The organism is Flavobacterium palustre, from assembly GCF_014639535.1.
Taxonomy (GTDB): domain Bacteria; phylum Bacteroidota; class Bacteroidia; order Flavobacteriales; family Flavobacteriaceae; genus Flavobacterium; species Flavobacterium palustre.
Genome location: NZ_BMGA01000007.1, coordinates 76529 through 90937 on the forward strand (window position 1 = coordinate 76529; position 14409 = coordinate 90937).

General features: G+C 34.7%; 8 protein-coding genes. 4 read left to right on the plus strand and 4 right to left on the minus strand.

The window, feature by feature from the left end; genetic code table 11:
* Window positions 1-6 precede the first annotated feature (6 nt).
* From IEV84_RS12910 to IEV84_RS12920, 3 genes are all read right to left on the minus strand, one after another.
* Window positions 7-2382: a GH92 family glycosyl hydrolase gene (locus tag IEV84_RS12910; protein WP_229732687.1), complete on the minus strand. Its 2376-nt coding sequence runs from the start codon at window positions 2380-2382 to the stop codon at window positions 7-9.
* A 353-nt stretch (window positions 2383-2735) separates the two neighbouring features.
* The gene (locus tag IEV84_RS12915) at window positions 2736-4355 is read right to left on the minus strand and encodes a RagB/SusD family nutrient uptake outer membrane protein (protein WP_188494691.1); all 1620 of its coding nucleotides are present in this window, start codon (window positions 4353-4355) and stop codon (window positions 2736-2738) included.
* Window positions 4356-4386: 31 nt separating this feature from the next.
* On the minus strand, window positions 4387-7401 hold the full coding sequence (locus tag IEV84_RS12920; RefSeq protein ID WP_188494692.1) for a SusC/RagA family TonB-linked outer membrane protein: 3015 nt from the start codon (window positions 7399-7401) through the stop codon (window positions 4387-4389).
* Window positions 7402-7983: 582 nt separating this feature from the next.
* Here IEV84_RS12920 and IEV84_RS12925 point away from each other — a divergent pair.
* The 4 genes from IEV84_RS12925 to IEV84_RS12940 all read left to right on the plus strand — a co-directional run bounded on the left by IEV84_RS12925 (window position 7984) and on the right by IEV84_RS12940 (window position 13342).
* Entirely contained in the window at window positions 7984-8865 is an 882-nt protein-coding gene (locus IEV84_RS12925; protein WP_188494693.1) for an inositol oxygenase family protein, read from the plus strand.
* A gap of 33 nt (window positions 8866-8898) precedes the next feature.
* Complete coding sequence (locus IEV84_RS12930; protein WP_188494694.1) at window positions 8899-10479, plus strand: solute:sodium symporter family transporter; 1581 nt, start codon at window positions 8899-8901, stop codon at window positions 10477-10479.
* A gap of 41 nt (window positions 10480-10520) precedes the next feature.
* Window positions 10521-12449: a glucosamine-6-phosphate deaminase gene (nagB, locus tag IEV84_RS12935; RefSeq protein ID WP_188494695.1), complete on the plus strand. Its 1929-nt coding sequence runs from the start codon at window positions 10521-10523 to the stop codon at window positions 12447-12449.
* 80 nt (window positions 12450-12529) lie between these two features.
* Window positions 12530-13342 (plus strand): SDR family oxidoreductase, encoded by an 813-nt coding sequence (locus tag IEV84_RS12940; protein WP_188494696.1) that lies wholly within the window; start codon window positions 12530-12532, stop codon window positions 13340-13342.
* 118 nt (window positions 13343-13460) lie between these two features.
* On the opposite strand, the gene IEV84_RS12945 is transcribed toward IEV84_RS12940, so the two are convergent.
* Window positions 13461-14318: a leucine-rich repeat domain-containing protein gene (locus IEV84_RS12945; protein ID WP_188494697.1), complete on the minus strand. Its 858-nt coding sequence runs from the start codon at window positions 14316-14318 to the stop codon at window positions 13461-13463.
* Window positions 14319-14409 lie beyond the last annotated feature (91 nt).

The following is a 14409-nucleotide window of genomic DNA, read 5'->3' on the forward strand; positions in this document are numbered from 1 at the left end:
TGTTATTTACTTATTAGACAATGAAAAGGGTCTATTTTCCTGAGTAGTTCCCCAAGTCTTATTAGGTTGGTTACCCATTTCGAAATCCAACTTTCCACCCTTCATGACAGAAAAATGGTCTAAATAATTTTTATCATATTCAACTCCGTTAAATCGCAATTTTTGGATGTAATTATTCCCTGAAGAGGCACCTTTTGCATTGATGATTAACTTTTTCCCATTTTCAAAACTCAACGTAATTTTATCAAAATGTGGTCCTGAAATCACATATTGAGGCACTGAGGGAGCCACAGGATAAAATCCTAAAGCAGAAAACACATACCAGGCCGACATTTGTCCGGCATCATCATTACCGCTTAATCCACCTACTTCATTACTGTACTCGGTTTTCATAATTTGATTGACCAATTCCTGTGTTTTCCAAGGTTGACCTGAATAGTTGTATAGAAATGGAATTTGGTGACCTGGTTCATTCCCATGCCAATATTGCTTAGCGGCATGGAAACGATCCAAGTTGGCATTAAAACCATTTTCTCCTCCCATTAAATTCATTAATCCTTTGATATCCTGCGGAACATACCAAGTGTATTGATAAGGCGTTCCTTCAGTTATATATGATTTTCTGATAAACTTGTCAAAATCTTTTGTAAAAGTCCCATCGGCAAAACGTCCTCTTACACAGGAATCGGCTACGCTATAGACATTTTGATAATTCAAAGCTCTTTTTTTCAATAATCGGGCATTCAAAGTATCCCCTTTTTTAGCTGCAATTTGCGAAAGTGCAAAATCATCAAAAGCATATTCTAAGGTTCTGGAAACCTGCTCTCCCTGATGAAAAGATTCTTTAACCTCATCTTCTAGCGGAATGTAACCGTATTCTAAATAGGAAGCTAAAGCACGACGTCCTTTGCCATTTACATAATCAACATTTTCAGGCGTTTGAAAGGCATTTTGCAATAAATAGCTGTATTCTTTATCCGAAATTTCGATGTTATTTTTCATATAAGCATCGGCAATTGCTGCTACAGAATGATCCCCAATCATAGCCGAAGTATAACTGTTCCAACAAGGAAAAATTGGCATCCATCCACCTTGTTCAGCCATTGAAAACAGGCTGCGCATCATTTGACCGTTTACTTTTGGCGTTAACATATTAAACAATGGAAGTGAAGATCTGTAAATATCCCACATCGAAAAATCAGTAAAATAATCTTCCTTACCACTATTCATTAATTGATTTCCTCCGTTAAAACTCACATAAGTTCCATCAACATCATTAAAGGTTCTTGGCTGTAAATAACTATGATATAAAGCTGTGTAGAATTTTACTTTATCATCTTTATTAGTTCCTTCTACTTTTACTTTCGAAAGTAAGTTTTCCCAAGTATTTTTTAAATTAGCTTTAGCTTTAGCAAAATCCAAACCTTTGGTTTCAGCTTCTAAATTTTTTCTGGCTTGTTCAATGCTGGTAAAAGAAGTTCCAATTTTTGCCTCGATGGTTTCTCCTTTTTCTACATTAAAAGAAATATACCCTCCTATGTTTTCTAAATCCGAAATTTGTGTATTTCCTTCTAAGATTTTCTCATTTTGATAAACACCAAATTTGCTTGAACTTTTACTCAATTTCACTACAAAATAACCGCTAAAACCTGCTTTATCGCCCCAACCCTGATAGATTTTATGTACCGGATTATAACCTGTAATTTCGTTTTTGTCTGCATTTATTTGAATAAATCCCTGACCTTCATCGCTATTTGGATTCACAATTATGTGCGCTTCTCCTGAATTTTCAAATGTAAACTGGAACAAACCACAACGTTTAGTTGCTGTCATATTTACATCAATTTTATAGTCAGCTAAATTTACATTGTAATTATAAGGAGTTGTTTTTTCGGTATCATGCGAAAAACTCGATGCTCTTTCGTCAGCTTGGCATTTCAACTTACCAGTTATGGGCATAATGGTCATACTTCCATAATCCTGCACACAAGAACCACTCAACCAGTGACTTCCTCTAAAACCTGAAATTTTGGTATCCGTATAATAATAAGGTGCTATACATTTGGTTTCAGTTGCCTTAGTTTGGGCAGTCCAGTTAGTCATTCCAAAAGGAACGGTTACATAAGGTACTACCTGTGCATTGTTCTCTTTTTCATCTTCTCCATGTTGCAAAGCACTAATTGTTGTAGAAGGTGCCGTACCAATTAACGGGTTCACTAAATCTACATACCTACTTACTGATGGTTTTATGGAACAGGAAAGTATGCTTAACAAAGCGGGGACGGCTATGAGCCTATATGGTAGTAAACGGTACAAATTCATATTGATTGATTTGTGTTTTGATTCTGATTTATTGGTTTCAAAAAGCAATAAAATGGTCATCAGAAATTAAGAGCTCTGTTTAAGCCTTTGAATTGTAATTGATTTGCTGTTGCAAAAAATAATACTCTAAAGAAATCTTCACTTATCCTAACAAATTGTAATGGATTAATTAAGGCAAAAACATTTCTCCTCATTCACTTTTAAAACAGTTGAATTTCTCTTTTCGTTAAAAAAAAATTAAGCTATTGAAATAAGTAAAGATTAGATTTTCCCTCTTTTTTAAAACAAAAACACTTTGAATGGCATAATGAAAACAATCTTATTGCATTCATTTTTTAAGAAGAAAAGAGAAGAAGAACTAGCTTCTTCTCTTTTCAGGGGTAAATAAATTACCAACCAACTTAACAATCAACTTAATTATTTACATAATCCGGATTTTGGACTAAGGCAGGATTTAACACCAATGCACTTGTTGGAATTGGGAAAACACGATGTCTAATGTTAGTATCTGTTTTGAATCCCCATTGTCCTTCAAATTTTCCAAATCGGATCATATCATTTCTATGCCAACCTTCCCAAGCAAATTCACGACATCTTTCTTTGTAAAGATCTTCTAATGTTACACTTGTCCATGCTGCTGAAGTACTACGGTTAGAACGAATTGAATTTACTAATGAAAGAGGAGTATCTCCTAAAGTAGCTGCTCCTCCACGAAGAATAGCTTCAGCTTTCATCAAAATAATATCTGAATATCTCAAAAATGGTACATCATTATTTTGGTTACGACTTGTTGAACTAGCATCAGGATAGAATTTAATATTTCTATATCCAATGTTCCATGCAATTTCGTCATTACCTAAATCAAGTCCTTTTACATTGGCCATACTTCCTCTGTATAGGATTGGTTTAGTTAATTCTAAATGGTAAGTATAAGTAGCACCACCATCTGAACCTGTGTAATATTCATCATAACCTTTTTTAGTTGTAGTAACCATTAAAGGTGTAACCCCATCTGCTAAATATTGTTTTCCTGTTAACCATTGTTTGTTACGAATATCATTAGCATCACTTTCAAAATTAGCATAGAATTCAGGCAATGTACTTCTAGGAGCACTAGGAGTAAACGGAAGTCCAAATCTTGTACGCATAGAACGAGGAACATCATAACGGGCATGATACATTAATCCGCCGCCACCAACTGCCGGGTCATAAGGAACTGCAAAAATAAATTCCTTCATTTGCGGACCATTGTTTGGGTAAAACATTTGTAAATAAGTCGCTCTTGGTTCAATATTATACAATCCTGATTTGATTACCTCATCACAAGCTGCAATACAATCGTTGTTACGTTGTGTACCTGTATAAACCTCAGCATTCAAATACATTTTAGCTAATAAAGCATTCGCTGTTTGTTTGTTAGGTCTTCCATAAGTTGATACTCCCGAAGCCGGATTCAAATTAGGAACTGCTTTTTTTAATTCACTTTCAACAAAATTGAATACTTCCGTTCTGGTTGATTTAGCATGAGAAGAAAAATCGCCATAAAGTGTATCTAACGGTACTGCTCCATAAGAATCCATCATCATAAAGTAAGAAATCGCACGCATCGTTTTTAATTCAGCAATTAAAGTCGATTTTTCAGTACCTTCAGGCATAGCTGTCTGCAAAATTGAGATAGCCTGATTACTTTTACCAATTACAGATGAAGCCCATCCCCAAATACCTCCTGAATTATCCGGAGTCCAGTCATGGAAATGCATGCTTAAGTAGTTTCTGTTATCAAACCAGTTTCCTCCTCTTGCAGGTAATATAGCTTCATCAGTAGATAATGATTGTGCCCACCACCAGTTAAATGAAAATTGATCACGAAAGGAAACGTAAACAGGACCAGCAGTTTGAATAAATTGGGTTGAATTTTGAGGAAAAACCTCCGGTGTTAACTGTGTCGTAATTGGCACATCTAAATCTTCGCAGGATCCGAATAAACCAATAGCAAGCATCGGAAGTCCTAAATATTTTATTATCTTTTTCATAATATTTACAATTATTACAATTATTATTTTCTTAGAATATCACGTTTAAACCTAACAAGAATGATCTTGTTTTTGGATAAAAGTTATTCGAATCTACACCTGGTGCAGTACCTCCTTGTTCAACCTCAGGATCAATTCCGCTGTATTTTGTAATGACAAACAGATTATTTGCCGTAGTGTACAGACGTAAGCTTTTAACAAACTTATTGATGTTTTTAAAGTTATAACCAAGAGTCGCATTATCTAATCTGATGTAACTACCATCTTCTATAAAGCGTGAAGAATAACGATAAGAGTTAAAATCGGCTGGAGATTCATTCTCTGCATCTACTAAAATATTAGTTGTCATTGCAGTTGTAGGTCTGAATAAATCGGCACGAGTAACATTGAATATTTTATTTCCAAATACACCTCTGAAGAAAATACTTAAATCAAAATTCTTATATTGGAAAGTATTTGACCAACCTAATAATGCTTTTGGCTGAGCATTTCCTACATAGTGATAATCAACACCATTTAATGGACTTGTAGTTAAATTTCCATTTTTATCATAATATTGAGAAACTCCAGCATCATTTTTACCAGCATAATCAAGTGAAAAGAACTGTCCAAGAGGTTTTCCTTCTTTTAAGATTTGTAAAGTTGCTCCAGTTTGTCCTGCTCCATCAGGTTGTACTCTTCTGATAGAATCTCCTCCAATAAAGAATGGATTCGTTAATTTTACGATTTCGTTTTTATTACTTGCAATATTTAAGTTAGTTGACCAAGTAAAATTAGCCGTTTTAACCGGTGTAGCACCTAAAGCAATTTCAATACCTTTGTTAGACATAATACCACCATTAGCTACAATTGAACCAACAGGAACCAATACCGGGTTTACCTGATAATTAAAAATCATATCGGTTGTTTTCTTGTTGTACACATCAACAGAAGCTGTTATCGCGCCATTTAACAATGACATATCAAGACCAAAGTTTGTTGTTGCTGTTTTTTCCCATTTCAAATCAGGATTAGCAGCCTGTATTGGGCCGTAAGCACCTATTTGTTGTCCATTGTAATAGAACGTTCCGGCGCTTCCTGAAATAAATTGAGCAGTATAAGCGTTGAATCCTGAAGAGTTTCCTGTCACACCATAACTTGCACGAAGTTTTAAGTCACTGAAAATATTTTGATTTTGCATGAAGTTTTCTTTATCAATTCTCCAGGCACCTCCAACTGATGGGAAGTAACCCCATCTGTTATTTGCTCCAAAAACAGATCCTCCATCTCTTCTTACGGTACCCTGTAAAAGATATTTATCATTGTAATTGTAGTTCACACGAGCAAATTCAGAAATCAAACGTGTTTTTTGATAAGCCTGACTGTCTCCAAAGTTTACTACATAACCATTTACAGAAGTGTAATTACTTAAAGCTAAATTGTTATAACCCACATTATCTACAGGGAAATTAGTAGCTGTTGCCTGAAAACCATCTCCTAAAGTATTTTCCTGCCATGAATAACCTAAAACCGCTTTAATTTTATGATTTCCAAATTCTTTATCCCAATTTAAAAAACTCTCTATAATGTTATTTGTATTTTCATAGTAGTTTCTTAATGCAGAACCATTTACACCAAAATTAACTAATGTTTTTGTCAAAGGAGGATCTGGGTTATTGTAGAAATTCGCACTATTATATTGAGAATAATAGCTATCATAAAACTCTCCGTGAGAAGTACTTAATTTTTGATGTGCAATATTTAAGTTATAAGTAAATCCAAAAGGAAGCTTAATTTCAGTAGTAAAGTTACCAATAAGGTTATTTGCTTTTGTTTCATCTGTTCCATGCTCAATTAAAGCTACTGGATTGAAATATCCTGTACTTGCAAAATTTTCAAAAAATGAACCATCTGCATTTCTAACTGGAGAAACCGGCAAGTGATTGATTGATTGTAAAAGAACCGTATTACGTTGTGGTACGTTTTTATAATTACTAACCGAATTAGTAACATTCAAACCAAATTTTACTTTATCATCAAAAGCATATTGCTCAACAGATAAACGAGCAATTACACGACCAAAATCACTTTTCTTAAGAATACCTTCTCTTTTAATAGAAGTTATACTAGCAGAATAACTGCTTTTTTCACCACCACCACTTATCGATAAGTTATGACTGCTTGAAAGCGCACCAGATCGTAAAACTTCTTTTTGCCAATTTGTATTGGCACCTTTATCATTTTCAGGAGTAAAATTCAAATTGTTTTTAGTAGTGAAAGCTCTTAATTGAGTAGCGTTCATCATATCTAATTGATTTGAAACATTTTCTACACCAAAATAATTGTTATATGAAATTTGAGTTCTCTCTTTACTCCCTTTTTTAGTAGTTACCATAATAACTCCATTTGCTGCTCTGTTACCGTAAATTGCTGTTGCCGCAGCATCTTTAAGTACATCAATAGTTGCAATATCATCTGGTGAAATCATAGAAATATCAACACCTGGAATTCCATCTACTACATAAAATGGTCCTTGAGAACTATTTAAAGTAGAAACCCCACGCATAACAACTGAAGCTTTTCTTGTTGGATCTCCACTAGATGAGATATTCAAACCGGCTACTTTACCCTGAAGTAATTGTCCCACATCACTTATCGCTCCTTTATTCATATCCTCTGCTTTAACAGAAGTAACAGAAGTAGTTAAATTTTTTCGGGAACCTTTTCCGTATCCTACTACCACAACTTGCTCAAGACTTTGAGCCCCCGATACTAATTTAATAGTCATATTAGATCTTGCACCACTTAACTTAATGCTCTGGTCTGCAAAACCTACATAAGAAACAATAATAACAGCATTGGGATTAGAGACTTCGAGTCTGAATTTCCCATCTAAATCTGTCTCTACACCATTTCGTGTTCCACTTTCCAAAACATTAGCACCCGGTAATGGTAAATTTTGATCATCGACCACCTTACCTGACACCTGTGTTTTTTGTGCCCACGAATTAATTGAAAACGCTATTAAGAAAAATAACGTCAATAATTTGAATTTGGTTTTTTTCATTTTTAATTAGTATTAGTTAATAATATTATGGTAAAATTAACAGTTCGACTCCAGCTTGAAATGGACAAATTGGTCAAAAACATATAAAATTCAATCAAATACCGCTAAAAAAAGTGATTAAAAAATACAATTATCGCTTTTAATCTGTTATTTTTTTGTGTTATTATCAAAACAAACCCTTAATTAACAAGCTGTTCGCTAATTCTTAGCTCCCTGAACACCTAAAACATTTAAGTTAATTTTAAAACCTCTTTTTTAACATTATAAATTACTAATAAGAGCTATTTTTAAAGTGAAAGCTATCCCTTATAATGTTTCTAGCTTCAAATTCGGCTCAAAAAAGACTTTATAGCCAAGAACTTTTACAAATCAACATCACAATAAAAAGAAGGATTAAATACACATTAGATAATTTATCAAATTAAAAATTGACACTTTGAAAAATCCATCCATGTTTTTGAAGCATTTATCCATTTTTTAAAAAAAGTATCTGCGTAATTTTGAAATTCACAATTAACCAAATAATTGTCCTGTTCTAAAAAAATGCAACATTAACCAAAACAGTATAAAAATTGAACTTAAATGAAAAAAGCAAACAACACCGACAAATTCAATAATCCAATGCATCAAATTGATGATTGGGAAGAAAACATAATCGAACGCTATCCTGATCCGGCTGCCGAAAAAAAAGAAAAAGAAGAATTCCGTAATTATGTGGATTCAGAAAGAGTAGAGACCGTAAGAGAGTTTTACCGTATTAATCATACGTATCAAACCTATGATTTTGTATGCGAAAAAGAAAAAGAGTTTTTGAAATTTGACCGTAAGGAAATGTCTTTATGGGAAGCTGTAGATTTCTTAAACACCTTAGTAGATGATAGTGATCCGGACATCGATTTAGATCAATTTCAACATTTACTGCAAACCTCCGAAGCCATCCGTGCCGATGGTCACCCGGATTGGTTTGTATTAACGGGATTTTTACATGACATCGGAAAGGTTTTATGTCTTTTTGGCGAACCTCAATGGGCTGTTGTAGGAGATACGTTCCCAGTAGGTTGCAAATTCTCAGATAAAATAGTTTATCCGGAATTTTTTGCTGCCAATCCTGACAGTACAAACGAAAAATACAATACAAAATACGGTGTTTATTCGCCAAACTGCGGATTAGACAAGGTAAAAATGAGCTGGGGACATGATGAATATTTGTACCAAATCATGAAAGATTATTTACCGGAACCTGCTTTATACATGATTCGTTACCATTCTTTTTACTCACAACACAGAGAGAATGCTTACACGCATTTAATGACAGAGCACGACATTGAAATGTTTGAATGGGTTAAAAAATTCAACCCTTATGATTTATATACGAAAGCGCCTGTAAAACCAGATTCAAAGGCTTTACGACCATATTATGAAGAATTAGTAGCCAAATATTTGCCTGCCAAATTAAAATTCTAAGAAATCACTTTCACTACCTAATATCCATTTGAAATGTTATACAGTTATTTAGGCTTTTTTGGTTTCACTCTGCTTGTTATTCTATACACAAGCTATAAACTCAGAAAAGATAATCTGGATACTTCAAATGGATATTTTTTTGCCGGTAAAAGCTTAACAGCTCCTGTAATTGCGGGCTCAATGCTTTTAACCAATATTTCTACCGAACATTTAATTGGGATGAACGGGAGTGCTTATAAAAACGGAATTATTGTTATTGCCTGGGAAATCACATCGGCAATTGCCTTAGTTATAGCTGCCATTTACATTATTCCCCGATTTTTAAAATTAAAACTCACCACTATTCCGGAGTTTCTGGAAAGACGATTTGATTCAGACATCCGCTCTGTAGTTGCCTTTTTACTAATGAGTTCCTTTGTGGTTACTTTGTTACCCATTATTTTATATTCAGGAGCCATTAATATCGAAAGTATTTTTGATTTTTCAACCGTATTTTCGATTTCAAAGAAAGAATCTTTAATTTATACCATACTCGCAATAGGCATCTTAGGATCAGCCTACTCCATTTTTGGTGGTCTAAAAGCCATTACATTTTCCGACTCTCTTAACGGAATCGGATTGATAATTGGAGGATTATTAATTCCCATAATAGCATTGTACCAAATTGGAAAAGGAAATATTTTTACCGGAGTAAGCAGTATTTACCATTTTGCACCAAAAAAATTTGATATTATCGGAAGTGAAGACTCTATACTTCCCTTTTCTACCCTTTTCACAGGACTCATGATTAACCAAATTTACTTTTGGGGAATGAATCAAACAATTGTCCAACGGGCATTAGGCGCTAAAAATTTAGAGGAAGCTCAAAAGGGATTAATTATTACAGGAATTTTCAAATTATTAATGCCGCTAATTATTGTTCTTCCGGGATTAATTGGTTTCTATTATTTCCATGAAGAATATTACACTAAACCCGACTTAATTTATCCATTATTAGTAAAAAAAGTATTGCCCAGCTACCTCTATGGCTTTTTTGCCGCAGTGATACTAGGAGCTGTACTGAGTACATTTAACAGCATCTTAAATTCTGCCAGCACCATTTTTTGCATGGATATTTACAAAAAAACGTTTAATAAAAATGCAACCGACGAAAAACTAGCCTATTTTGGCAAAATATCAGCAGCAATACTGGCTGTTTTAGCTATTGCTATTGCCCCATTAATGGCGTATGCTCCTTCTGGACTGTATTTTTTATTACAGGAATTAAACGGAATCTTTTTTATACCTATTTCTTCCGTATTGATAGCAGGATTATTTTTCAGGCAAATCAATGCTGTAGGGGCTAAAGCAGGACTTTTTTTTGGTTTTGTTTTTTACATCTTAACCTCATTTGTATTCAAAATCAACATTCATTTTGTCCATTTATGGGGAATCGAATTTGTTTTGAACTTCATCATCATGCTAATGGTTTCAAAACGATATGCTACAACTGTAAACAATACTCAATACGAAGAAGAACTCTCTAAAAACCAGGAACAATCATGGTCAGGAATGAATCTGGCAGGAACTATTTTAGTTTTATTAACCATATTCATTTATATCATATTATCTTAGTAAAGCATTTCATTCATTTAAAAAAATAAAAAAACAACACAATGATAAAAAGCAATATTGACAAAGCTACCGGATTTGAAAAACGTTTCGAAAATATCAATACTGTTGTTTTCGAAAATTCAAAAACAGCCTCAATAGCAGTCGCTCACGAGATTGCGGCATTAATCAGATCCAAACAGGAACTGCAGGAATTCTGCGTTTTAGGATTAGCCACCGGATCTTCACCAAAAGGTTTGTATTCCGAATTAGTACGCATGCACAAAGAAGAAGGTCTTAGTTTTAAGAATGTTATCACTTTCAATTTGGACGAATATTATCCAATGGAACCTGATTCTATCAATAGCTACGTGCGATTTATGAAAGAATTACTGTTGGATCAGGTGGATATTTTACCCGAAAACTACAATATCCCCGATGGAACTTTATCTAAAGAAGAAATTCAGGATTATTGTGCCCAATATGAAGAAAAAATAGAAGCACTTGGTGGCATCGATTTGCAAATTCTGGGAATTGGAGGTAACGGACATATTGGTTTTAACGAATCAGGTTCCTTACAAAACTCCAAAACCCGATTAGTTGCCTTAGACCACATCACCAGAGTTGCTGCCAGCAAAGATTTTTCAGGTTTAAACAATACGCCCAGAACAGCTATAACATTAGGAGTAAAAAAAATAATGGAGGCAAAAAGAGTCATTTTATTGGCTTGGGGTGAGGGAAAATCCAATATTGTCAAAGAATCTGCAGAAGGTCCTGTAACAAACCTTGTTCCCGCTTCTTTCTTGCAGGAACACAATGATGCTGTTTTTATTTTGGATCAGGGAGCTGCTTCTAAACTGACCCGAATCAACACACCCTGGCTGGTTGAAAAAATTGTCTGGACCGACCAGCTAACCCGAAAAGCTGTACTAAGAATGGCATTAGACCTAAAAAAGCCTATTCTTAGACTTACCGATGCCGATTATATCGAAAACGGGATGAGCGATTTATTAGCTGATTTAGGACCGGCCTACAATATCAACATCAATATTTTCAACAAATTACAACACACCATTACAGGTTGGCCGGGGGGAAAACCCAATGCCGACGACACTAACAGACCGGAACGAGCCGAACCGGCCAGAAAAAGAGTTCTTATTTTTAGCCCGCATCCCGATGATGATATTATCAGCATGGGAGGAACTTTTATGCGCCTTCAGGAACAAGGTCACGAAGTTCATGTAGCCTATCAAACTTCTGGAAATATTGCCGTAGCCGATAGTGAAGCCGAAAGATTTGCCCGTTTTGTATGCGATTACAACGAAAAATTCAATATCGACAGTCCCGAAGCCGATACCATTTACAACAAAGCACACGAATTTCTAACCAATAAAAAAGCAAGTCAGAAAGACATTCCTGAAGTTAGAAACCTAAAAGGCCTTATTAGAAAAGGAGAAGCACGCGCTACCGCTCATTTTGTGGGCTTAAATGACGACCAAATTCACTTTATGGACCTTCCGTTTTACGAAACCGGAACTATCGAAAAAAAGCCTTTGGGTACAGCCGATATTCAGTTGACAATGGATCTTATCGAAAAAATAAAACCGCATCAAATATTTGCCGCAGGCGATCTTGCCGATCCTCACGGAACGCACAAAGTATGTTTAGATGCCATTCTTGAAGCGGTAAAAAATCTGAAATCAAAAGACTTCATGAAAGATTGTTGGTTATGGCTTTATCGAGGTGCATGGCAGGAATGGGGAATTGACGAAATAGAAATGGCTGTTCCAATGAGTCCTGACCAGGTGTTGGCTAAAAGACATGGAATTTTCAAACACCAATCACAAAAAGACGGTGTGGTATTCCAGGGAACAGATGCCCGAGAATTTTGGCAAAGAGCCGAAGACCGAAACAAAGAAACAGCCGAATTATACGACCAATTAGGTCTGTCTAATTATGCTGCTATGGAGGCCTTTGTTAGGTGGAAATTTTAAAAATCAAACCCTTTTTATAGAAAATCGGTGTGAATTCCATTGAATTTGCACCGATTTTAAAATAAATAACACTATCTAAAATGAATTTATTCAACATTAAAGACAAAGTTGCCGTAATTACAGGAGGAACGGGAGTTTTAGGAAGTTCCATTGCTGAGCATTTAGCGGCTTCAGGTGCAAAAATTGTCATATTAGGACGCAATCAGGAAACAATAGACCAAAGCATCAGCACTCTTAAAGAAAACGGCTATGAAGCCTTGGGAATTGCTGCTGACATACTGAACAAAAAATCATTAGAAGCAGCACGGGAAAAAATAATCTACCACTACGGAAAAGTAGATATTTTATTAAATGCTGCCGGTGGAAACATGCCCGGAGCTACTATTACTGATGAACAAACTATTTTTGATTTGTCGATGGATGCTTTTCAAACAGTAACCGATTTAAACCTAAACGGCACAGTGCTTCCATCGATTGTTTTTGGGGAATTGATGGCTCAGCAAAAAGAAGGAGTTATTGTTAATTTCTCGTCAATGACGGTAGAAAGAGCCGTAACCCGTGTAGTAGGTTATTCGGCTTCTAAGGCGGGAATGGAAAACTTTACCCGATGGATGGCTGTAGAAATGGCTACTAAATTTAGTGACAAAATCCGTGTGAATGCGATTGCTCCCGGTTTTTTTATTGGAAACCAAAACCGAAAACTGCTAACCAATGAAGACGGAAGTTATTCTCAAAGAGGACACAGCATTATTAACAACACTCCTATGAAAAGATTTGGCGAAGCCAATGAATTAGCCGGAGCTATTCATTTTTTATGCAGTGATGCTTCTCAATTCATTACCGGAATTGTGCTTCCTGTAGATGGCGGATTTAGTGCTTTTAGCGGGGTTTAAAATATCAGAAACAAAAAACCTGTGAGGATTACTCTTCACAGGTTTTACAAACACTAAACTTATTATAAAACTAACTTAATAAAAAAACCAATATACTATAAACAACCAAACCAAATTCTTAATCTTCTGCTACGATAGGTCTTTTTTCCATTTCTACAGCAACATTCATTAAATAAGCAACTCCACTTTCATTCACCATAGTCATATTAAGTGTGTCTAACATCGCTAACTTTTTAGTCACTAAACCATTAAACTTATTGTAAGAAATATTCATTTCTTTCAATCCGTTTAATTTCTCAAGAGCTAAAGGCACTTGTCCTTGAAAATTATTTTCAAACAAACTTAAATTTGTTAATTGAGTCAGGTTAGCAATATCAGGACTCAAAGTACCACTCATTTTATTACTGTTTAACAATACTGTTTTTAAAGATTGCATTTGGTAAAACGAAACCGGTATTGCACCTTCAATGTCATTATTAAAAACCGCTAAAGTTTCTAAATTTTTCAAACTGCCAATATTCGTAGGCAACTGACCAGAAAGTCTGTTCATGTATAATTCTAAGCTTTTCAAATTACTTAAATTACATAATGACTCCGGAATAGCTCCAGTAAAACTGTTAAAAGACAAATCCAGAACTTTCAATTCTTTTAAATTCCCTAAACTGGCAGGAATATTTCCTGACAACTGATTTTTGTGCAAATTCAATGTTTGCAAACTCTTTAAATCACCCAATTCAGCCGGTAACACTCCTGCTAAATTATTATCTTGTAAATCAAGAGCAATTACTTTATTGTTTTCAACTTTAACACCTGACCAGGCAGTCATCGGTTGTGTCAAATCCCATTTTACTTTCCATTGGCTACCATTAGTAACTTCATACAATTTTACAAGTATTTCTTTATCAGAAAGCGTCACATTAGCCATCATTGAAAATGAAGCTAAAATCATTAAAAATAGAGTAAATATTTTTTTCATATCTCCGCTTATTAAATTTCGATGCTTAAAAGTACAACAAAACACAGTTAAAACACCAAAAAAATCGACGAAATACACAACAAAGCCTAAA

Bases quoted from the DNA above. Each gene is read 5' to 3' on its own strand.
- IEV84_RS12910 (WP_229732687.1), bottom strand. From the start codon at position 2,382: ATGACCATTTTATTGCTTTTTGAAACCAATAAATCAGAATCAAAACAC.
- IEV84_RS12925 (WP_188494693.1), top strand. From the start codon at position 7,984: ATGAAAAAAGCAAACAACACCGACAAATTCAATAATCCAATGCATCAA.
- IEV84_RS12930 (WP_188494694.1), top strand. From the start codon at position 8,899: ATGTTATACAGTTATTTAGGCTTTTTTGGTTTCACTCTGCTTGTTATT.
- IEV84_RS12945 (WP_188494697.1), bottom strand. From the start codon at position 14,318: ATGAAAAAAATATTTACTCTATTTTTAATGATTTTAGCTTCATTTTCA.
- nagB (WP_188494695.1), top strand. From the start codon at position 10,521: ATGATAAAAAGCAATATTGACAAAGCTACCGGATTTGAAAAACGTTTC.
- IEV84_RS12915 (WP_188494691.1), bottom strand. From the start codon at position 4,355: ATGAAAAAGATAATAAAATATTTAGGACTTCCGATGCTTGCTATTGGT.
- IEV84_RS12940 (WP_188494696.1), top strand. From the start codon at position 12,530: ATGAATTTATTCAACATTAAAGACAAAGTTGCCGTAATTACAGGAGGA.
- IEV84_RS12920 (WP_188494692.1), bottom strand. From the start codon at position 7,401: ATGAAAAAAACCAAATTCAAATTATTGACGTTATTTTTCTTAATAGCG.